General features: G+C 48.1%; 20 protein-coding genes, 1 pseudogene and 1 other annotated feature. Of the genes and pseudogenes, 17 read left to right on the forward strand and 4 right to left on the reverse strand.

The window, feature by feature from the left end; all coding sequences use genetic code 11:
• Positions 1-16 precede the first annotated feature (16 nt).
• A complete protein-coding gene (locus DXA93_RS18295) occupies positions 17-133 on the forward strand; it encodes a putative holin-like toxin (RefSeq protein ID WP_226906323.1) in 117 nt (38 codons plus the stop codon).
• Positions 134-264: 131 nt separating this feature from the next.
• On the opposite strand, the gene DXA93_RS04215 is transcribed toward DXA93_RS18295, so the two are convergent.
• Positions 265-996, reverse strand: a complete 732-nt coding sequence (locus DXA93_RS04215) for a lysophospholipid acyltransferase family protein (RefSeq protein WP_055219964.1) — start codon at positions 994-996, stop codon at positions 265-267.
• 177 nt (positions 997-1,173) lie between these two features.
• Here DXA93_RS04215 and DXA93_RS04220 point away from each other — a divergent pair, with 177 nt between their 5' ends.
• The 11 genes from DXA93_RS04220 (at position 1,174) to DXA93_RS04275 (ending at position 11,398) form a co-directional block, all read left to right on the forward strand.
• Entirely contained in the window at positions 1,174-1,596 is a 423-nt protein-coding gene (locus tag DXA93_RS04220; protein WP_022461788.1) for a protease complex subunit PrcB family protein, read from the forward strand.
• A gap of 15 nt (positions 1,597-1,611) precedes the next feature.
• The gene (locus DXA93_RS04225; RefSeq protein ID WP_119207769.1) at positions 1,612-3,165 is read left to right on the forward strand and encodes a DUF3794 and LysM peptidoglycan-binding domain-containing protein; all 1,554 of its coding nucleotides are present in this window, start codon (positions 1,612-1,614) and stop codon (positions 3,163-3,165) included.
• A gap of 110 nt (positions 3,166-3,275) precedes the next feature.
• Positions 3,276-4,790: an RHS repeat domain-containing protein gene (locus tag DXA93_RS04230; protein ID WP_119207770.1), complete on the forward strand. Its 1,515-nt coding sequence runs from the start codon at positions 3,276-3,278 to the stop codon at positions 4,788-4,790.
• 136 nt (positions 4,791-4,926) lie between these two features.
• Positions 4,927-5,412 carry a hypothetical protein gene (locus tag DXA93_RS04235; protein WP_055219954.1) on the forward strand — a complete coding sequence of 162 codons (486 nt, stop codon included), beginning with the start codon at positions 4,927-4,929 and terminating at the stop codon, positions 5,410-5,412.
• Positions 5,413-5,507: 95 nt separating this feature from the next.
• Complete coding sequence (locus DXA93_RS04240) at positions 5,508-5,927, forward strand: phage holin family protein (RefSeq protein ID WP_118640481.1); 420 nt, start codon at positions 5,508-5,510, stop codon at positions 5,925-5,927.
• Positions 5,924-6,643 (forward strand): N-acetylmuramoyl-L-alanine amidase, encoded by a 720-nt coding sequence (locus tag DXA93_RS04245; protein WP_119207771.1) that lies wholly within the window; start codon positions 5,924-5,926, stop codon positions 6,641-6,643. Before DXA93_RS04240 ends, DXA93_RS04245 begins: the two co-directional genes overlap by 4 nt.
• A 540-nt stretch (positions 6,644-7,183) precedes the next feature.
• The gene (locus DXA93_RS04255; protein WP_117761627.1) at positions 7,184-7,666 is read left to right on the forward strand and encodes a hypothetical protein; all 483 of its coding nucleotides are present in this window, start codon (positions 7,184-7,186) and stop codon (positions 7,664-7,666) included.
• A gap of 25 nt (positions 7,667-7,691) precedes the next feature.
• Positions 7,692-8,177: a hypothetical protein gene (locus DXA93_RS04260; RefSeq protein ID WP_119207772.1), complete on the forward strand. Its 486-nt coding sequence runs from the start codon at positions 7,692-7,694 to the stop codon at positions 8,175-8,177.
• Between the two features lie 91 nt (positions 8,178-8,268).
• Positions 8,269-8,817 (forward strand): hypothetical protein, encoded by a 549-nt coding sequence (locus tag DXA93_RS04265; protein WP_119188601.1) that lies wholly within the window; start codon positions 8,269-8,271, stop codon positions 8,815-8,817.
• Positions 8,818-8,941: 124 nt separating this feature from the next.
• Positions 8,942-10,291 carry an MATE family efflux transporter gene (locus DXA93_RS04270; RefSeq protein WP_118719752.1) on the forward strand — a complete coding sequence of 450 codons (1,350 nt, stop codon included), beginning with the start codon at positions 8,942-8,944 and terminating at the stop codon, positions 10,289-10,291.
• 66 nt (positions 10,292-10,357) lie between these two features.
• Entirely contained in the window at positions 10,358-11,398 is a 1,041-nt protein-coding gene (locus DXA93_RS04275; RefSeq protein ID WP_117802372.1) for a YeiH family protein, read from the forward strand.
• Positions 11,399-11,453: 55 nt separating this feature from the next.
• On the opposite strand, the gene DXA93_RS04280 is transcribed toward DXA93_RS04275, so the two are convergent.
• Positions 11,454-12,269: a Cof-type HAD-IIB family hydrolase gene (locus DXA93_RS04280; protein ID WP_117509860.1), complete on the reverse strand. Its 816-nt coding sequence runs from the start codon at positions 12,267-12,269 to the stop codon at positions 11,454-11,456.
• Positions 12,270-12,600: 331 nt separating this feature from the next.
• Between DXA93_RS04280 and DXA93_RS04285 the strand changes: the two genes are divergently transcribed.
• The 4 genes from DXA93_RS04285 to DXA93_RS04300 all read left to right on the forward strand — a co-directional run bounded on the left by DXA93_RS04285 (position 12,601) and on the right by DXA93_RS04300 (position 16,567).
• Complete coding sequence (locus DXA93_RS04285; RefSeq protein ID WP_055219937.1) at positions 12,601-13,431, forward strand: alpha/beta hydrolase; 831 nt, start codon at positions 12,601-12,603, stop codon at positions 13,429-13,431.
• A 20-nt stretch (positions 13,432-13,451) separates the two neighbouring features.
• A complete protein-coding gene (locus DXA93_RS04290; RefSeq protein WP_022461797.1) occupies positions 13,452-13,724 on the forward strand; it encodes a hypothetical protein in 273 nt (90 codons plus the stop codon).
• Between the two features lie 79 nt (positions 13,725-13,803).
• Positions 13,804-14,105 (forward strand) — a binding site (T-box leader).
• A 180-nt stretch (positions 14,106-14,285) separates the two neighbouring features.
• On the forward strand, positions 14,286-15,989 hold the full coding sequence (locus tag DXA93_RS04295) for a proline--tRNA ligase (RefSeq protein ID WP_022462387.1): 1,704 nt from the start codon (positions 14,286-14,288) through the stop codon (positions 15,987-15,989).
• Between the two features lie 74 nt (positions 15,990-16,063).
• Positions 16,064-16,567, forward strand: a complete 504-nt coding sequence (locus tag DXA93_RS04300; protein ID WP_022462386.1) for an NUDIX hydrolase — start codon at positions 16,064-16,066, stop codon at positions 16,565-16,567.
• Positions 16,568-16,691: 124 nt separating this feature from the next.
• On the opposite strand, the gene DXA93_RS04305 is transcribed toward DXA93_RS04300, so the two are convergent.
• The gene (locus DXA93_RS04305; protein ID WP_022462385.1) at positions 16,692-17,990 is read right to left on the reverse strand and encodes a dicarboxylate/amino acid:cation symporter; all 1,299 of its coding nucleotides are present in this window, start codon (positions 17,988-17,990) and stop codon (positions 16,692-16,694) included.
• A complete protein-coding gene (gene rfbD, locus DXA93_RS04310) occupies positions 17,990-18,835 on the reverse strand; it encodes a dTDP-4-dehydrorhamnose reductase (RefSeq protein ID WP_022462384.1) in 846 nt (281 codons plus the stop codon). Before rfbD ends, DXA93_RS04305 begins: the two co-directional genes overlap by 1 nt.
• A gap of 212 nt (positions 18,836-19,047) precedes the next feature.
• Between rfbD and DXA93_RS04315 the strand changes: the two are divergent.
• A pseudogene (locus tag DXA93_RS04315) lies at positions 19,048-20,378 on the forward strand (MATE family efflux transporter).
• Positions 20,379-20,503 lie beyond the last annotated feature (125 nt).

A 20,503-nucleotide genomic window follows, 5' to 3' on the forward strand; every position in this document is an offset into this window, starting at 1 on the left:
AAGGGAGGTGGCGTAAATGACAGCATACGAAATTATTATGGTTTTTCTGGGAATCTTAGCTTTACTGATTTCCTTCGGAGGCTTCATCATTGCGTTGCTTACCTTTCTCGATAAGAGAAATAAGCGAAAATAAAAATGCCTACCCCGTCGGCAAACGGGATAGGCGGTGTTCGTAAGAACATTTAACCCTTTTCTCGAGAGCATCCACTTTGGAGTGGGTGCTTTCTTTTTATATATTTATTATATCGCAGGGGTCTGGCATTTTCAAGCATTTTCTTTCAATTGTTCTAATAGAATGTTTTTCGTATAATTTCCAATCTCTTTTTTCTCTTCCTTCGTAAGCTCGCCCGGAATGATCGGCTTGCCGTACGTTACGGTAACGTGGGTACCGCGGATCTTCGGAAAGTGTGCTTCCAGAATCTCGCTGGAACCGGAGATGGAAAGCGGAATGATCGGGCAGCCGGTTTTCGTTGCCATCTTGAATGAACCGTTGTGGAACTCGCCGAGCTCCAGCTCGCTTGGTGTTTTGCCGCGGGTGCCCTCCGGGAAGATACAGATGGAAGTGCCGCTCTTGATCTCCTCACATCCGGCAAGGATCATCTGCAGACCCTGTTTGATGTCGGAGCGGTCGAGGAAGAGGCAGTGGATGAGATCCATCCAGTTTTTTAAGAGCGGAATGCGCGCCAGCTCCTTTTTCGCTACGAATCCGCAGGAACCCGGAACCGTTGTGTAGGTTACGAGAATATCAAAATAGCTGCGGTGATTGCCGATGTAGAGAACGGCACGATCTTTCGGAATATTTTCCTGTCCTTCCACCGTGATCTTCGTGCCGGCGAAAAACAGAATCACGCGGAAAATCCAGCGGATCAGCGCACGGCTTACCTTGTCACAGACCTCCGGCTTTTTCTTCCGGATCAGAAGCAGAACAAGAAGCACCGGGATCGACAGAATCAGATACAGAAAAGCGGTCAGAATGACCAGAATAAAACGAATCATGAATCTTTTTCTCCTCTTGGTAAAAATAGTGATATTCAGTTATTGCGTACTTTTCAGTATACGTCATATATGGGGCGGGTTGCAATAACTTTCGTCTTTTTCGGAAAAAGATTTTGCGTCATAGAAGACTGTGGCCCGTCATACAATGGATAGAAAGAGCAGGAAGCGGCGTTTGGAATGATGAAGAAAAAGAGACGGGGAAGAGTTCTTCTGGCGGCGGTGATTCTGATGCTCCTGGCATCGTGCCGGATCACAGATGTGAGCGAGGGCGAGCGGAAGGAACTGTCGTATGCGATTGTAAAGCCGGGCGATTTTCCGCCGGAAATCGATCAGATTTTGCGCAGGAAAAAAGAATCCGCGTTCCAGATGGCGTACGAGAGCGGGGACGATCTCTACATACTGCGCGGCTACGGAAAGCAGAAAAGCGGAGGCTTTTCCATACAGATCGAAGAAGTATCGAAATCGGAAAACGCCGTTTTCGTGCGGACAAAACTCGTCGGACCTGCCGCAAAGGAGGAGCAGAAAGGCGCCGCCTCCTGCCCTTACGTCGTGCTGAAAACGAAAGCGGCGGCGGGAATCTCAGTCGTATTTGAGGATTAGAGTGGGAGGAGCCTTATGGATTTTGTAAAAAAGATTCTGCATCAGATCAGCAGAAAAAGCGAAGCGGTGTCACAGATTACGTTTGATGAGGACTACAATGTGCCGGACGCACGGCCCGATGTGGGGCGGATGATTCAGAAAAAAGGCGAGGTGACGATCGGGGATGTGCAGATTTCGGAAGGAAAAGCGCGTGTATTCGGCGGCCTCACCTTTCATCTGCTGTACGTCTCCGACGGCGAACGGCGCCGGATCTGCCAGCTCTCCGGCGAGCTTCCGATCGACGAGACGATCCATCTCGATGGTCTGACAGGGGGCGACAAGGTCTGCATCACCTGGGAAGTGGAAGATCTGAACCTGCATCTCATCAACTCGCGGAAGCTGGGCGTGCGCGCGATCGTCACGCTGCACGCGTGGATCGAGGAACTGTGCGACCTTGCCGTGCCGATGGAAATCCGCGGGGAGAGCGACGTCGCGGTAAAAAGGCAGGAATACCGCGTGGTTGAGCTTGCAGTGCAGAAAAAAGATGTGCTGCGTGTCAAAAAGGAGCTTACGATTCCGTCCGGCAAGCCGGAATTGCACGAGATTCTCTGGCAGGATCTGGAAGTGCGCGGTCTCGATCTCCGCTCTGAGGAGGGGCGGGTCAGTGCGCAGGGAGAACTCTTTGTCTTCTGTCTGTACAGCGACGGCGAGGAGGATCACCCGCTGCAGTGGGTGGAGCAGGCGCTCCCGTTCCAGGCAGAAGTGGAATGCCAGGGCTGCATCTCCGAGATGATCCCGCGGATCGAAAGCACACTCGGCCAGACCACACTCGAAATCCAGCCCGATTCCGACGGCGAGGAGCGGGTCCTGCAGGCGGAGACCGTACTCGAACTTGACATCTGTCTGTATCAGGAAGAAACCGTATCACTTCTGCAGGACGTTTACCATCCGCACCGAGAATGCATTCCAAAAGTGCAGGAGGAGACTTTGGAGAGCCTTCTGATCCGCAATTCCTCCAAATGCCGCCTGACCGACAAACTGCAGATGCGCGTGCCGAAAAATAAAATTCTGCAGATCTGCCACAGCGACGGCAAAATCAAGATCGACGAGGAAAGAATCGTAGAAAACGGCATCGAAGTAACCGGCGTGGTGGAACTCAGGGCGCTCTATGTCGTGAGCGACGATGAAATGCCGTTCTACGCCGCCGAAACCGCCATACCCTTCCGCCACACCATCGAAGTCCCGGGAATCGGACCGGACTGCCGCTACGAACTCCAGTCCTCCATTGACCAGCTCTCCACAACCATGCCGGACAGCAGCGACATCGAAGCCAAAGTCGTACTGAACCTGAACGCCCTCGTCTTCCGCCGCAGAAAAGAGATGGTAATGCAGTACGTCGAAGAAAAAGACCGAGATCCGGAAGAACTGCAGAGCCTCCCGGGCATCACCTGCTACTTCGTCAAGCCGGGGGATACCCTGTGGGATATCGCAAAGAAATTTTATACGACAACGGATAAGATCAGGGAATTAAATGAACTGAAAACCGAAACACTCACACCGATGCAGCAGTTATTAGTGGAGCGGGTATAGCGGAAAAGACAGCCTACTGCCTTAAGAATGGAGTTAATCCATCAGGCAGCAGGCTGTCTTTTTGCGAGTTCCATGCCGATCTGCATTGCAGAAAGAACAGGTACACTTTTGTGCCGGGAAGAAAAGCGGGAATTACAACCTTGCTTCTCAAAGAAATCAACAATAACGGAAAGAAACTGTCCTTTGTTTATGATGCTGTGGGAAATATTGTTACGATTTCCGAGAATGGTGTTCAGAAAGTAAAATATACGTATAATGCTTTGAGTGAACTGACCCGTGTGGATTCTGCATGGGAAAATAAGAGTATTACGTATACCTACGATGCCGGAATGAATATGACGTCCAGAAAAGAGTATTCCTATACAACGGGAACACTGGGCAATGCGGTAAAGACAGATCTGTTTACCTACCGTGCTTCAGGATGGAAAGATCAGCTTATTTCCTATAATGGCAGCAGCATTTCCTATGATGCGGTCGGCAACATTACAGCTTATCAGGGAAGAACACTGACCTGGTACAGAGGAAGCCTGCTGCAGAGTCTGACCTTAAACGGAAAGAAAGCAGTTTACCATTACGACAGCGAAGGACACAGAGTCCAGTGGAAAGACCTGAACGGAGTCAGCCATAAGAACTACTGGTGCGGAAATAAACTGATGGGAACGAAATATGGAGATGTACTGGTTCAGTTTGTTTACGGTGCGGATAAATCCCCGCTGATGCTGAAAAAGGGAGAAAAAGAGTATTATTACTTGTACAACAGCCAGAATGATGTCATAGGACTGATTGACAGCGATGGAAAACAGGTAGTAAACTATTCTTACGATGCATGGGGAAAACAGACTGGTCTGACCGATATCAGCGGAGAAAATATCGGAAAACTAAACCCATTCCGTTATCGTGCTTACTGCTACGATGACGATACCAAACTCTATGTCACCGCCAGCCGTTATTATGATCCGGAATTGTGCAGATTCCTTTGTGCGGACAACTTTGATGCTGTAAAAGCGAAAATGTTTAGCATGAATGGAAAGAACCTTTATGTGTACTGTTGCAACAATCCGGTGAATGCGGTAGATGATGATGGTGATTTTGGAATTTTAATGCTGGCATTCCCAGGAATCGATCCCAGAAAAGTAGCATGGAATATCTTAAAAGATGTATTTGTATATGCGGTACAGTGCGGAATGGCGAATGAGAAAGTAACCTTAGAAGGAATTGCAGAGGTGGCCATAGAAAGTGCAATCAGTAGTGTTTTGGGAGATAGCCAAGGAATTATCTTTTCAGTAGTAGTAAGTGGTTTGAAAGGAGGATATTTAGAGTATCAGGAATCAGGAGATATGGCAAGAGCAATGGGGGCAGGATTTTACGATGCTATAATGACCTTGTTAGAACCTAAAACGTATAACGCATATGTAAAAAATGAAACTATTGAGAATGCATTGGGTGCTTTTACAGACTTTTTTCAGTCTCCATTACTGAGCTATCCCAAAAGCGGTGTTTTGGATGGAGTGTTTGGAAAACCCAAGAAACAGGCAAATAAAAATGGATCAACACTTAAGAAAAACAGCAACATCAACTTTAGTACAAAAAAAAGTTGGGGGGAAAAAGAAGAACTGGCAGAGTAATAAGCCTGCAATTTCCAGAAAAATGCAAAATATAGGACTTCCAGCGCTTAGATAGAAAAGTTTTAAGATGCCTTTGCGCGAAGAAAAATAGTTTTGTACAAAGGCAAAGCGTAAGAAATAACGAGGAGAAGATTGTATGAAAGTAGTATGGGGAAAATTTGGTACCGGCGTAGACCTGATTGTGTGTGCTATTAGTAGTTATTGGTGGGTGAGCCTGTGGGTAAATGAAAAAGATGCGTTCCACGCCTATTCATTAAAAACAAGTATCATAGTGTTTCTAGGAATAATGTTCTTTTTAAGCATAGCAGCTTATGGAACTGTGACATTTCTACTAAAACGAATTTATATTTATGAATGGGGAATAATGTTATCTTTTTGGGGCTATGAAAAAAAGATAGAATGGGAAGATTTTACTGTGATACAAAGATACAATGATCATTTTTTCTTCAACATATCGAAACAGAAAGATGACAGTTTGTTCTGGTGTACCTATCACCCATTTACCAGTATCATGATATTCGACAAGTTCCGCGGACCGGGCTGGGGAATCATACCGCTCAGCGCCGACGAATTTTGTGAACTCCTCACTTCATACGGTGTCAAGTATACGGAAAGTAAATAACATACAAAAAGAGTGGAAGTGGCCGTAAGATCCACGAATTACCAGCCACTTCCCTTTTTATATGCAAATTTAGAAAAAGAAAGAAGGAAATGCCAATGAAATCAATTTATCGCACGATCCTTGCCGTAGCAGGCAGCTTCCTTGCGGCACAGTTTGGAGGCTGGGATGCTGCGCTGGAAACGCTGGTCTGCTTCATGGCAATTGACTGGATCACAGGAGGTGTTCTGCTTCCTGTTGTTTTTAAAAAGAGTCCGAAATCTGAAAACGGAACGTTGGAGAGCCGTGCGGGATGGAAAGGGCTTTGCAGAAAAGGGATGATGCTGTTCTTTGTGCTGGTCGCGGAAAAACTGGATCAGCTCACACAGACGAATTACCTGCGGGATGCCGTCTGCATTGGATTTATTTTAAATGAAGCGGTTTCGATCTTGGAAAATGCAGGGCTGATGGGTGTGAAAATCCCTGAGGTTCTGCGGTCAAGGATTGATGTGCTGAGAAAGGAGGAGCAGAGTAAATGAGGGTTGACAGAAGCTATTGTAGCAACCAGAATACATGGTCGGAAAATCATCCGCAGTGTATTGTGGTACACAATACAGACAATTTTGCCGCCGGAGCCGATGCCCGCGCGCATGCAAGAGCGCAGTACCAGGGAAATTTTCAGATTATGTCGGCGCATTATTACGTAGATGACGGGGAGATCGCTTATCAGGCTGCGCCGCACAGCAGAGGATGCTGGCATGTCGGGAGAAATTATGGAAGTAAAAATCTATTCGGCAGATATGGAAACCGGAACAGCATCGCGGTTGAGATGTGCGTGCAGAAAGGATATGATTACGAAACCGCATTTTTACATACGGTGGAGCTGGTGAAAAACCTGATGAACGAGACGGGGATTCCATCAGATGCAGTTTACCGGCATTACGACATCTGCAGCAAAAACTGCCCGTCCCAGATTCAGAAGCGGGGAGACTGGGAGCGGTTCCAGCGTCTGATTCGGGAAACAGAAGACGGCAGTGAGAAAAGTGAATACAATCCCGGCATCTACCGTGTAACAGACCCGGCGTTCAACATCCGCACAGGTCCCGGAGTAGAATACCCGGTGGTGGGAGTCATCAAAGACCAGGGAAGCTATACGATCACAGAAATCAGAAACAAAAGCTGGGGCAGACTGCTGTCGGGAGCGGGATGGATCAACTGCCATAAAGCATATTGTTTTTACGGGGGAAGAGTATAAAATCCCATCTTTGCAAAACGATGTCATCGGACGGATTGACAGCGATGGAAAGCAGGGAGTAAACTATTCTTACGATGCAGGGGGAGAACTGGTAAATACCATGGATACAAGTGGTGCGAATATTGCACAGTCGAAAGAAATAACGAGGAGAAAATTGTATGAAAGTAATATGGGGAAAATTTGGTACAGGTGTAGATTTGATTCTGTGTGTTATTATTAATTACTATGTGGTGAGTATATGGGTAAATGGAAAAGATGAGTTCCATGCATATTCATTAAAAACAAGTATTATATTTCTAATAGAGGTAATGCTCGTTTTAAATATGGGGAAAACAGACCGGTCTGACCGATACCAGCGGAGAAAATATCGGAAAGCTCAATCCATTCCGCTATCGTGCTTACTGCTACGATGACGACACCAAGCTCTATGTCACCGCCAGCCGCTATTACGATCTGGAATTGTGCAGATTCCTTTGCGCAGACAACTTTGATGTTGTAAAAGCGGAAATGTTCAAAAAGTTAAATTAGTAGGTGGCAAATATGAAGGCAGGATATCGTAAATTTTATAAATATTTTAGTATATTGGTATTTATGGGCTGCGGATACCTTATGCTGAATTTTTGGGAAGAGGGAAAAGGTCAAATTAGTTCTTATAACATGCAAGATAAAGCACTTATGATATTGTGGTTTATGATTTATACTTTTGGTACGGCTGCTGGAATTATAAATACTTTAACCAGTATTTACATTTATGAATGGGGAATGCAGATCTCATTTTTGAAATATAAGAAAAAAATCGAATGGGAAGAATTTTCTGTTATACGAAGATATCATAATCATTTTTTCTTCAATATGTCAAAACAAAAAGATGCAGGTCCGTATTGGGCAATGTTTCATCCCTTTACCAGTTTTGTAATATTCGATAATTCGCGAAATCGTTCTGTTCATACCATGCCGCTTAACGCCGACGAATTTTGTGAACTGCTCACTTCATATGGTGTTCAGTACACGGAAAGAAAATAAAGATCGAAGGAATTAAAGAGAAAATATGAGAGCAGGATATCGTAAGTTTTTTATGTTTGCACAAGTTGCTACATTAATAGGCATCGGGTATCTTATGACAAGATTTTGGGAAGATGCAAAAAAACAATGTGAATTATATAATTTGCCTCAAAAGCTTTGGGTAATATTTGGAATAACGTTTATTTGTGGGATAGTGTCATGGGGAAGTGTAGATGCTTTAACACGTATTTACATCCATAAGTGGGGAATGGAACTTGCCTTTTTGGGATATAAGAAAAAAATTGTATGGGAGGATTTTTCCGTTATACAAAGATATAAAAATCATTTTTTCTTTAACGTATCAAAACAAAAAGATAGTGGTCTGTTTTTTTCAACATATCATCCATTTACTAGCTTTGTGATATTTGATAAGTCACAATTTAGTTGTGTCCGTACTATGCCAATCAGTGCCGACGAATTTTGTGATCTCCTCACTTCATACGGTGTCAAGTATAAGGAAAATAAAGCATGAGAAGAGTGGAAGTGATCGGATTTCTGTTGTTTTTACGGGGGAAAGAGAGTAGTATAATACATGTATAATTACAGCTTTGGAGGAAAAACAGTTGCTTGACTGGATCAATGTTTTTAAAGTAAACCGGAAAATTAAATCCCGTCTCTGGCCGTGGATTAAGATTATTTTGAGTATTATTCTTTTCTTTGCGGTATTTTACGGAGATATCTATGTTCACATTTTGGATAAAACAAAGACGGGGCGAATCGTGGAAGCGCTGATTCTGGTTGTGTTTTCGTTTCTGGACTATCTGATCTGCTTTATTTCTGTAGCCGAAATGGACTGCCTGAAGGACAGGCGGTATGCGGCGGCGAAAGAGAGTGGTGAATTTTATACGGTTTCTGAAATAGAAAGTTCCCTGTTCAACTATGTGCCGCGTACCTATACAATTTATTACCGGAGAGGAAGCAGAAGACTTACTTTCGGTGTGCGCACAAGAACGACAGGAAATCCGCTGGAAATGGGCGGCAGAGAATATTTCATAGGACCGACAGGAAAGCGCGAGCAGATTGTGAAAGACCTCGATACGCTGATGAAAGAAGTAAAAAAATACGCAAGATTTGACAAAGTCTGGTACAGACAATCAATGGAGAACCGGTAAAGAGATAATGCCGGTTCTTCTTGCTTTTACGTAAAAATGCAGGTAAGATAAAAACAGCATAAGTGTAATACACATGCGTAAAAACTCATCAACGGAGAAGGTATGAAAATGGAGGAAACAAAAGATGAATTATCTGAAGGAACGGGATGGTGACCTGTTCTCCAATGCGGATCTGAAACAGCTGATTGTGCCGCTTCTGATTGAACAGCTTCTTGCCATCGCAGTCGGCATGGCGGATTCAATTATGGTATCCAGTGTCGGCGAGGCGGCGGTGTCGAGTGTGTCGCTGATTGATACGATCTTTATTCTGCTGATCAACATGTTCACCGCGATTGCAACCGGCGGAGCCGTCGTGTGCGGCCAGTATATCGGAAAGAAGCGGCCGCATAAAGCATGTGAGGCAGCTGACCAGCTTCTGCTGGTGACAACGGCGCTGTCAGTTGTGATCATGGCGGCGGTCTATCTTTTAAAGCCGTTTATTCTACATGTTGTGTTTGGAAACATTACGGCAGAGGTAGAAAGAAACTGCAATATTTATCTGATGATCGTAGCGGCTTCCATTCCGTTTCTGGCGGTTTACAACGGTTGTGCGGCCATTTTCCGCGCGCAGGGTGATTCGAAAACGCCGATGAAAATATCCATCGTCATGAACCTGATCAATATTTCGGGAAATGCGCTTCTGGTCTATGCGCTGAAATTCGGCGTGGACGGCGTTGCGATTCCAACGCTGCTTTCACGTATGTATGCAGCTGTGGCAGCATTTGTTCTCGTACATAATAAGCGGTATCTGGTGCGGTGCTCTTATCCGGTGAAAGTAAAACCGGATTTCCATATGCTGAAAAAAATCCTTGGCATCGGCATTCCGAACGGCCTCGAGAACAGTATGTTCCAGCTCGGCAAAATTATGGTCTTAAGTATGATCACACAGTTCGGAACAGCGTCGATCGCGGCAAATGCGGTGTCCAACACGATTGCTGTCTTCCAGACACTGCCCGGTATGGCGATCGGAAATGCAGTGCTGACCGTAAGCGCACAGTGCGCGGGAGCGGGAGACTATGAGCAGGTAAAATACTATGCGAAAAAGCTGCACATCATCATTTATGGCCTGATGATCGTCTGCTGTCTCGGTGTCATCGCGGCACTTCCGGCGGTGCTTCACGTTTACAGTCTGTCTGCGGAGGCAACAGCCATGACGGAAGATATCATCGTTTACCACGGCATCTGCTGTATGATAATCTGGCCAATTGCCTTCAATCTGCCGAATGTACTCCGCGCGTCCAATGATGTGGCATTTTGCATGATTCTCTCGATTCTTTCCATGTGGATCTGCAGAATCGGCATGAGCTATGTGCTCGGTGTGCGTATGGGATTCGGCGTCTTCGGTGTCTGGGTCGCCATGACGATGGACTGGGTTGTTCGTGCCATTTTCTTTGTCCTTCGCTATCGAAGCGGGAAGTGGCAGCATCAGACGTGATGAAAAATACGGAATGTTTTGGGGAGAGAGAAAGAAAAAACGATACATCTGGAGGAAGTTATTATTATGAAAAACGCAAAGAAACTGATTCCCGGAGCGGCGATTGCGCTGGTGATTGCCGCTGCGGCGAAATTCCTGGAAAGCCTGGAGGAGAGCGCCGGACTGCACTTTATCGGGGCATCGGTCATCGCCATGTTTATCGGTATGATTGTGAATGCCTTTTACAAGCCGAACAGCGTGACAGCGCCGGGAATTAAATTTACATCGAAGAAGATCCTGAAATTTGCGATTATTCTGCTCGGTGCGAGCCTGAATATCCGCACGGTGCTGACGGTCGGAAGATTTTCCCTGACGGTTATGGTATTTACCCTGGCAACGTGCTTTGGCCTCGGCGCACTGATCGGAAAAGCACTTGGACTGAACTGGAAGACGAGCAGCCTCATCAACGCCGGCACGGGTATCTGCGGCGGTTCCGCGATCGCGGCAATCGCGCCGGTCATCGAGGCAACCGATATGGACATTGCCTATGGCCTCTCCGCAACGTTTTTATTTGATACGGTCATGATTGTCGTATTCCCGATCCTCGGTCACTGGATGGGCCTTTCAGATGCCGCGTTTGGCCTCTGGGCCGGAACTGCGGTCAACGATACCTCAAGCGTCGTTGCCACCGGTTACGCATTCAGCGAGGCTGCCGGTGATTTCGCAACCATGGTAAAACTGACACGGACCCTCGCCATCATTCCGGCTGTTCTGGCATTCGCCGCCATCAACGTACATCTGAAACGGAAGGCGCAGGCAGCAGAAGGAACCGCCGTAAAGGTAAGCATCAAATCCATTTTTCCATGGTTTATCTTAGGTTTTCTCGCCATGTCAGCACTGACCTCCTTAGGTCTTATCCCGGCAGGCACAGCAGCCGCATTAAAAACCATCAGCAAATTTCTGATGGTGGCCGCCCTTGCGGCCATCGGCCTGAACACCGATTTCAAATCCCTCTGCCGCTCCGGCGCAAAGCCGATGCTGCACGGATTCATCATTTCGCTGCTGGTAGTCCTGGTAGCGATTGCAGTCGAATTTGCGATCGGCATTGCGCCGCATGGGGTACTGTAAAGAAACAGAGAATTAAAAATCCAGGCATCCGTATAGGATGCCTGGATTTTTTGATTCAAAACGGGTTTGTCGTTTCCTTCAAAAACGTTTTCAAAACCTGCAGCACCCCGTTCTCCCAGTACGGCGGGCAGGTGTGTTTTGCTGAGGCGATGACTTCCGCTCGGGCGTTGGAGACGGCGTAGCTTTCGCCAGCGTTCTGAAGCATCTCGATGTCGTTCAGGTTGTCGCCGAAGCAGCAGACTTCGTCTGGGGTAAGGCCAAAGTAGTTCATCAGAAATGAGAGACCGGTCCATTTGCTGACGCCGCGGGCGTTGCAGTCCAACCATTCCTTACCGGCGACAGCGAGTTTTGCCTGATGATTCCACGCCGGGATGAAATTTGGGGAGCAAAGCTCTTCACAGGAGGTTGGATGGTAAATTGTGAATTTGATAATGTCCTCGTTTTCTACCTTCGATAGATCCGGTACTTCGCGGACATCGAAGCCGTAGGAGTCGCGGAGCCAGTGAAACATGCGGCTTCCGGCATCTTCGGCGAGGCAGTAGTCCGGGGTGGCGGCAAAGCAGTCGCAGGACGGAAGTTCGTCGTGTACCATGCGGCACATGGATTTCCAGAGTGCCGTTTCCATCGGATATGTTTTCAGAATCTTTTCCGGTGTGCGCACGACAGTTCCGCCATCGGAGATGTAGAGCAGGCGGTCCTTGATCGGAGCGAAAAGCTTCTGTTCACTGGAAAACTGGCGGCCGGAACAGACAACAAAATGGATGCCCTGGTCGACAAGCCTGGAAACAACAGTCATATATTCCGGGTCGATCAGAAGTGTGCCGTCTTTGACGAGCGTTCCATCGACATCGGTTGCAATCAACTTTATCATAATAGAAAATCTCCTTATCTTGTCACAGAAAAAATTCAAACTATAGCAAGACCAGAAAATAACGCAAAAAAGGCAGTGCTGCAGGGCGCGAATTACAAGGAACGGATTTGAAGGCGTACCGGGGTACGACGAAAATCCGTGACGCAGTAATTCACGTTCTGCAGTGCTGAATTTTTTGCATTATTTTCTGGGATTGCTATAAACATGATTATATCGTGAATTGCTTCGGGGTGCAAGCCGGAACCGGAGGAACGCAAAACTCCACGTTGACGAAACGCAGAAATAAGGCGTAAAATAAAGAAAAATATATATCCACAGGGGGATTTTTATTATGGCATTTATTCAGGTAAGCTTCATGTCAAAAACTTTAATGCGCACCGTACCGCTGCAGGTTATTCTGCCGGTCGACAAATTTACCTTTGGGCAGCCGGAGCGCGAGGAAAAACCGTTTAAAACGCTGTATTTGCTGCATGGCATTTTTGGGAATGAGACAGACTGGGTTCATGGAACCAGAATCCAAAGATGGGCAGAGGAGAAAAACCTTGCCGTTGTCATGCCGGCCGGCGAGAATGCGTTTTATGTGGATCAGCCGTCCATCGGTGCCATGCACGGACAGTTTATCGGAGAAGAACTGGTTGAGATTACAAGAAAAATGTTTCCGCTGTCCAGAAAAAGAGAAGACACCTTTATCGGAGGCCTTTCCATGGGTGGTTTTGGCGCACTCAGAAATGGCCTGAAATATCACGATACCTTCGGGGCTGTGATCTGCCTGTCCGGTGCACTTCATGTGCTGGAAAATCCGGAAGAGAGCAGAGCGGACAGCTTTGCACATGAAGAAGGTTATTTCGGAAATCTGGTCGAAGCAGCAAAGAGTGACAAAAACCCGGCTGTTCTTATCGAGCAGTTAAAGGAAGCACGGAAAAAAGATCCGTCTGTCAATGTGCCGACCGTATTCCAGGCGTGCGGAACAGAGGACGGACTTCTGGAAGTAAACCGTCTCTACCATAAACGGATGGAAGAGAGCGGCATGGACATTGTCTACTATGAGAGCAAGGGTGGCCATGAATGGGATTTCTGGGATGAGTGGATCAAAAAGGCACTGGACTGGCTGCCACTTGAGGAAAAGACGGAAGGTCTGAACAGCGGAAACGTAAATGTTTAAAGGAAAAAGGGAGACAGGCAATGCCAGAAACGAGAAATGACGAATTGTACCGTGCGTTAAAACACAACGGTTACCCGGACGACTTCTGCCGGGAAATTGCATACCGCCAGATGAACACCGATTTTACCGCCACGCGGATGCTCGGCTATCTCTACCGCGTCACAAGCCCGCGCGCCGAGGACGTTGTCGATGAGATGCTGGCTATCCTGAGTGACCGCAAAGCATGGATTGAGAAAAAACAGTCTGAGGAAGCCCAGGCGGCAATCAGCAGAATGTATCGGGAAGGCCTGTAACCTGGGCGGGCGTTTATGCAGAAAAAGCAGAAGGAACGGGCTTGCATTCTTTTCCGGTTTCTGCTACAATCAGTGCAGTGAAAAAGCGACGAAAAGAAACAGTAGCGACAGAGCGCATTCAGAGAGAAAGCGGCAGGTGAAAGCTTTTTGCAGAATCTATCGTGAACCGGTCTTGGAGCTGTGCACCGAAGAGAAGAAAATCCATCAGGGAAAATTTATTTCGTAGGCTGCACCGGGATCTCCCGTTACAGAGAAGGTACAGAGAGCAGAGATCACGCGTATTACAAAATACAAAAATCGTGGGGTACAAATGCTTTGTGTCAGAGTGCAGGAGTTTTCCTGAATTTAGGTGGTACCGCGGATAAAAAATTCGCCCTAAACTGCAGCTTGCGGTTTAGGGCTTTTTTCTGTTTGAAAACGAAGCATCTAACTCGTTACTTCAGTGATGAGTTAGATGCGTAAAATGTTGACTAAAAGCTTAAAATCGGACAGGCTGGAATGTTCTCGCGTCTGGAAGATTTCAGATGTTGAAAACCAAAAAAACAAGGAGGAAATCAGAAAATGAAACTTGAAAAATTAGTAGGAGAGCGCTTCAAAGAAAGACCTGCTGACTGTGTCATCGACAGCCATGCTATTATGGTAAAAGGCGGATACATCAAATATATGGCAAACGGAATCTATTCTTCCTATCTGCCGCTGCGCCGCATTGTGCGCAAAATCGAGCAGATCCTGCGCGAGGAGATGGACAAAATCGACGGCCAGGAAGTGCAGTTCCCGGTTGTCATGCCGGCTTCTCTGTGGGATGAGTCCGGCCGTTACGATAGCATCGGCGATGAGCTGCTGCGTTTCACCGACCGCAACAATGCCAAAATGGTACTCGGCATGACCCACGAGGAGGCAGCCGTACATCTCGTTCGCGAGTATGCACAGAGCTACACCAAATATCCGTTTATGATCTATCAGATCCAGACAAAATTCCGTGATGAGGCCCGTCCGAGAGCCGGCCTGATCCGTGTGCGTGAGTTTACGATGAAGGATGCTTACTCCTTCCATACCAGCCAGGAAGATCTGGAGCAGTATTACGAGAAATGCCACGCAGCATACGAGCGTATCTTCGAGCGTGTCGGCGTGCCGGAGGTGGTATCTGTCAAATCCGATTCCGGTATGATGGGCGGCAACATCTCCCATGAGTTCATGCTTCTGACTCCGGTCGGAGAGGATTCCATCGTTCTGTGTGATTCCTGCGATTACAGAGCCAACATGGAGGCAGCTGAGAATATTTCCGACATCGCAAGAGACGCAGAATCCGCTGCACTCGAAAAGGTTTATACACCGAACGTCCACACCATTGAAGACGTCTGCAATTTCTTCGGAGACGAGACAAAGAACTCCTGCAAAGCCGTTGTTTATCAGCAGAATGTCGATGATAAATACGTTGTCCTTTTCATCCGCGGCGATCTCGAAGTCAACGAGACGAAGCTGGTCAACTTCCTCGGCGAGCAGGTTCACGCAGCCGTGATCACCGAAGAATGCGGACTGAACGCAGGCTATATCGGACCGGTGAACCTGAAGGTGAACGGAGATGCCGTTGTTCTCTATGATAAATCCCTCGAGGGAAGAAACAACCTTTCCTGCGGAGCCAACGAGGCAGAGCATCATTACAAAGGACTCGACATGGAGCGCGACGTTCCGAATGCCGAGTATCACGATTTTGCAAAAATCCAGGAGGGCGGCATCTGCCCGAAATGCGGCAAAAAGACCGTGAAGATCTCCAGAGGTATCGAGGTCGGAAATATCTTCCAGCTTGGAACCAAATATACAAAATCCATGAATATGACCTATGTCGATGCAAATGGCGAGAGCAAGACCCCGATCATGGGATGCTACGGTATCGGTGTCGGCCGTCTGGCAGCATCGGTCTGCGAGGCACATCACGATGAGTACGGCCCGATCTGGCCGAAAGCTATCGCTCCGTGGCAGGTACACCTCTGTGCAGTCCGCGTCGATGACGAGGAAGTCAGAGCATATGCGGACAAGTTGTACGAGGATCTGCAGAACGCAGGCATCGAAGTGATCTACGACGACAGAAGCGTCAGAGCCGGCGTAATGTTTGCCGATGCCGACCTGCTCGGCATTCCGCTGCGCATCATCGTAAGCCCGAAAAACATGAAACAGGGCGTTGTCGAGGTTGCATCCCGCGATAAGACTCTGAAAACACAAATTCCGCTGGAAAATGTAATGGAAGAGATTAAACAGTATCTGTAATGATTCAGAACCATGCGACAGGGAAGAAAAATCGCGATGGGGCTCGGAAGAAGTTCGACAGGAGAAAACACGATATGGAACTCTGGGATATCTATGATGAAAATAAACAGCCGACCGGCCGTACGATGAGACGGAATGACTGGCATATGAAGCCGGGCGAGTTTCACCTGACCGTACTCGGCGTAATCGCAAGACCGGATGGGACCTTTCTTATCACAAAACGTGTCATGACGAAAGCCTGGGCACCGGGCTGGTGGGAGGTTTCCGGCGGCGCGGCACAGGCAGGAGAGAGCTCCTGGGAGGCCGTGCGCCGTGAGGTCAGAGAGGAAACCGGACTCGATGTGAGCAAGGCTGACGGCGGTTATCTCTTTACCTACCGGCGCATCAACCCGGATGAGGGAGACAATTACTTTGTCGATGTTTATCGCTTCGTGATGGATATCAAAGACGAAGATCTTCATCTTCAGGAGGAAGAAACAGACGGCTACCGTTTTGCTACATTGGACGAAATCAAAGGGTACGCCGCAGAAGGTAAATTCCTGCATTACGACAGCATCCGCCAGGCATTTGAACTGTAACAGAAAAATAAGATAAGAAAAACGCGTTCCCGCCGGAAACCACAGGGGTTTCCGAAAACGGGAACGCGTTTTCTTAGCCTTAGAGCGTGTCTGAAAAAGGCTTTTCGCAAGCAGTTTATTGCAGTTAATCGCGATTGAATACTTCGCGGTTGAGCGCCTTTTCCTGATGGCTGACAATCGTTGTGCAGACAGCATCGCCTGTGATGTTGACGGCGGTACGCAGCATATCGAGAATACGGTCGATACCCATGATAAGAGCGATACCCTCCGTTGGCAGTCCGACGGAATTCAGTACCATAGCCAGGGTAACAAGGCCGACACTTGGGATACCGGCGGTACCGATGGAAGCCAGTGTTGCGGTAACAACAACCGTTGCGAGGTTTGCCGGGGTCAGATGAATACCGTACGCCTCTGCGATGAAGATGACAGCGACACCCTGCATAATGGAGGTACCATCCATGTTGATGGTTGCGCCGAGCGGAATGGTGAACGAAGAAATCTGCTTCGAGACACCCATCTTTTTGTTCAGTGTATCAATCGACATCGGGATTGTCGCGTTGGAGGTTGCGGTGGAAAATGCAAATCCCATAACCGGAAGGAATTTTTTCACGAATTTAATCGGATTCAGCCGTGTGAATACGAACAGAAGAACCTGATAAATGACGAAGCACTGCAGTGCCAGCGCCAGTGTTACATTTCCCATGTATTTCAGCATCGGTGCGAACGCAGAAAAGCCGACCGTTGCAAAGGTACGTGCAATCAGACAGAAAACGCCGACCGGAGCCACCTTCATGACCGTCATGGTCATTTCCATCATGACATCGTTAAACTGGCTGATAAAGTTGGAAACGACCGAAGCGCGGTTTCCGAGCTTTGCCAGCATTACGCCGACAAACAGGGCGAATACGATGATGGGAAGCATATCGCCGTTTGCCATGGAACCAATCGGGTTCTTCGGGATGATGTTGAGCAGTGTATCCACCAGGCTGACGCTGGAATCTGCTGCTGTCGAGGACAGGTCGGCTTTCTGAACCGCACTCATGTTAAGTCCGAGCCCCGGGTGAATGAGCAAGGCGGTTCCAAGTGCGATGCAGACGGCAAGTGCTGTGGTAACAAGGTAAAAGCCGATCGTTTTTACGCCGACCTTTCCGAGGGTTTTGCTGTCTCCGATGGACATACTTCCGCAGACGAGGGAGCAGAAGACAAGCGGTACGACAAGCATCTGCATCAGGCGGATAAAGCCCTGTCCGATGACATACAGCACACCTTCTACGATGACGGTGTCCTTGATATAGCTGGACGGGATCCAATAGTGAATCACCACGCCGAGCAGCGCACCGGCCAGCAGGGCAATAAAAATCTGGGTGGAAAGCCCGGGCTTCTTTTTTGACTTTTCCGTTGTTTCTTTTCTGTTTCGGACCATTATTCGATTCCTCCGGTTTCTTCGAGATATTCTTTCAGTGCCGTTTTCCAGTCGGGCGGCTCAGGAATACCGGTCAGGCGGAGCATCATGTTGTCCAGAACAGAATAGGTCGGGCGGACATCATCGCGTGCGACAACCGGGTAGAGATCAAGGTCACCGGTTTTTCCGGTATACTCGAGGATGGTTCTTGCAAACTCATAGCGGCTGCAGCTTCCGGGGCAGACAACGTGGTACAGACCATACTCCTCGTTGTCGATAAAGTGGCAGATCACGCGCGCAAGCTCAAAAGCACTGGTCGGAGCCGCATACTGGTTGTTTGGAACCTCCATCGTGCCGCCCTTTGCCGCATTACGGAGTACTTCGTCCACAAAATCGCGGCCGATCCCGTAAATCCAGGAGCTTCGGATGATGACAAAGCGGTTCAAAAGCTGTGTCAGGATTTTCTCTCCGGCCTCTTTTGATTTTCCGTAGATCGTACGCGGATGTACGGTATCAAACTCGTTGTACGGGATGCGGGATTCCTTGTCGAAGACGTCATCCGTTGAGATCTGAATAACCTTTGCGTCGATATCATTGGCGGCAAGCGCTACGTTGCGCACACCGATGGCATTGACACGATAGGCTTCGTCGATGTTTTTTTCACACTCGGCAACGTCGGTCATACCGGCGCAGTTGATGATAACGTCGGGACGGTTGACATAAACGAACTGTGTGACTTCATCGATTTTGGTAATATCAACCTCGTGAATATCCGTTGGAAGAAGCTGATATTCCACACCCTCCAGCAGTTCCAGAAGGGCAGTACCGATGTGGCCTTCGGCACCTGTAATCCATATTTTTTTCATAGGTTCTCTCCTGTCCTTGATTTATATACAGAAAAACTGTAATTGTATTTATTTTACCTGTGGACTTTACAGAAGTCAATAAATTATGGAAAGTCTCTGTGCAGAACCGGAAAAAAGTGGTATCATTTCTGTATATGTCTGCGGTGTAAGACTGCATATCTGCTACAAAAGAAGGAGGAGTATTTTTGAAAAAGAACAAATATGAAATCGACATGTGCAACGGCACGATTATGGACAAGCTGATTTCCTTTTCGCTGCCGCTGATGGTGTCCGGCATTCTGCAGCTGATGTTCAACGCGGTGGATATCATCGTCGTCGGACGGTTCAGCGGAAGCCAGGCGCTTGCGGCTGTCGGATCGACAACGGCACTCATCAACGTGTTCATCAACCTGTTTATGGGAATCTCGCTCGGTGCGAATGTGCTTGCGGCGCGGTATTATGCAGCGGGGCGCGACCGGGAGATGTCGGAAACGGTACATACATCGATCATGCTGGCGCTGATCAGCGGCGTTGTGATGGCGTTTGTGGGCGTATTTTTTGCAAAAGGCGCGCTGGAGCTGATGGATACACCGGCGGATGTCATTGATCAGTCGGCATTGTATATGAGAATTTACTTTATGGGAATGCCGTTTTTCATGCTGTACAACTACGGTGCGGCGATTCTGCGTGCCGTCGGCGACACGAAGCGGCCGCTGTATTTCCTGATTGTATCGGGTGTGATCAACGCTGGTCTGAATATGTTCCTCGTGATCGTGTTCAGTCTCGACGTGGCAGGTGTGGCGATTGCAACGGTGGTTTCGCAGGCGATCTCCTGCGTGCTGGTTCTGCGGTGCCTCTATAAGAGCGAGGGAAGTTATCAGCTCCGGTTTTCGAAGCTGTGCCTGAAAAAGGATTACATCATCCCGATTTTCCAGGTCGGCATCCCGGCGGGTATTCAGAGTACCGTCATCAACTTCTCGAACGTGCTGCTGCAGTCATCCGTCAATTCCTTCGGTTCGATTGCAATGGCAGGCTACACGGCGGCCAACAATGTGCTGGGATTTTTATACACCTCAGTCAACTCCGTCACCCAGGCGTGCATGAGCTTCACAAGCCAGAACTACGGTGTCGGAAAATACAAACGAATGGATAAGGTGCTGATCGACTGCCTGATTCTCTCCAGCGGCATGGCACTGGTGATGGGTGGCGGCGCGTATCTGTTCGGTACGGAAATCCTGCAGATTTACACCGGGGACCCGGAGGTTATCCGCTGCGGTATGGAAATTCTGTCGATCACGACGGTTCCGTATTTCCTCTGCGGCATCATGGACCTCTTCCCGGGAGCCTGCGCGGTATGGGATGCTCGGCGGTGCCGATGATTCTGTCCGTCATCGGAACGGTCGGAACGCGAATCGTGTGGATCTTCGGCATTTTCCCGCAGCACCGCTCGCTGTATGTGCTGTTCATTTCGTATCCGGGATCGTGGATCATCACGATTATCATGCAGGTGATCTGCTATCTGATTGTGCGGAAGAAAGTCCACAGCCGGGCAGCAGCCGTATAAAAAAGAAAAAAAGACCAAAAGCCAGAAAAACCGCGGATAAATCCATTTTTAAGTGGAATTATCCGCGGTTGTGTGATAAGATGGCTGTATGCGAAGAGGCAGGTAGAAGATACAGGGACACCTGC

This window comes from Blautia sp. OF09-25XD (assembly GCF_003482095.1).
Classification (GTDB): domain Bacteria; phylum Bacillota; class Clostridia; order Lachnospirales; family Lachnospiraceae; genus Fusicatenibacter; species Fusicatenibacter saccharivorans.

Coding starts and splice junctions, on each gene's coding strand:
- DXA93_RS18295 (WP_226906323.1), top strand. CDS start 17: ATGACAGCATACGAAATTATTATGGTTTTTCTGGGAATCTTAGCTTTA.
- DXA93_RS04215 (WP_055219964.1), bottom strand. CDS start 996: ATGATTCGTTTTATTCTGGTCATTCTGACCGCTTTTCTGTATCTGATT.
- DXA93_RS04220 (WP_022461788.1), top strand. CDS start 1,174: ATGATGAAGAAAAAGAGACGGGGAAGAGTTCTTCTGGCGGCGGTGATT.
- DXA93_RS04225 (WP_119207769.1), top strand. CDS start 1,612: ATGGATTTTGTAAAAAAGATTCTGCATCAGATCAGCAGAAAAAGCGAA.
- DXA93_RS04235 (WP_055219954.1), top strand. CDS start 4,927: ATGAAAGTAGTATGGGGAAAATTTGGTACCGGCGTAGACCTGATTGTG.
- DXA93_RS04240 (WP_118640481.1), top strand. CDS start 5,508: ATGAAATCAATTTATCGCACGATCCTTGCCGTAGCAGGCAGCTTCCTT.
- DXA93_RS04245 (WP_119207771.1), top strand. CDS start 5,924: ATGAGGGTTGACAGAAGCTATTGTAGCAACCAGAATACATGGTCGGAA.
- DXA93_RS04255 (WP_117761627.1), top strand. CDS start 7,184: ATGAAGGCAGGATATCGTAAATTTTATAAATATTTTAGTATATTGGTA.
- DXA93_RS04260 (WP_119207772.1), top strand. CDS start 7,692: ATGAGAGCAGGATATCGTAAGTTTTTTATGTTTGCACAAGTTGCTACA.
- DXA93_RS04270 (WP_118719752.1), top strand. CDS start 8,942: ATGAATTATCTGAAGGAACGGGATGGTGACCTGTTCTCCAATGCGGAT.
- DXA93_RS04275 (WP_117802372.1), top strand. CDS start 10,358: ATGAAAAACGCAAAGAAACTGATTCCCGGAGCGGCGATTGCGCTGGTG.
- DXA93_RS04280 (WP_117509860.1), bottom strand. CDS start 12,269: ATGATAAAGTTGATTGCAACCGATGTCGATGGAACGCTCGTCAAAGAC.
- DXA93_RS04285 (WP_055219937.1), top strand. CDS start 12,601: ATGGCATTTATTCAGGTAAGCTTCATGTCAAAAACTTTAATGCGCACC.
- DXA93_RS04290 (WP_022461797.1), top strand. CDS start 13,452: ATGCCAGAAACGAGAAATGACGAATTGTACCGTGCGTTAAAACACAAC.
- DXA93_RS04295 (WP_022462387.1), top strand. CDS start 14,286: ATGAAACTTGAAAAATTAGTAGGAGAGCGCTTCAAAGAAAGACCTGCT.
- DXA93_RS04300 (WP_022462386.1), top strand. CDS start 16,064: ATGGAACTCTGGGATATCTATGATGAAAATAAACAGCCGACCGGCCGT.
- DXA93_RS04305 (WP_022462385.1), bottom strand. CDS start 17,990: ATGGTCCGAAACAGAAAAGAAACAACGGAAAAGTCAAAAAAGAAGCCC.
- rfbD (WP_022462384.1), bottom strand. CDS start 18,835: ATGAAAAAAATATGGATTACAGGTGCCGAAGGCCACATCGGTACTGCC.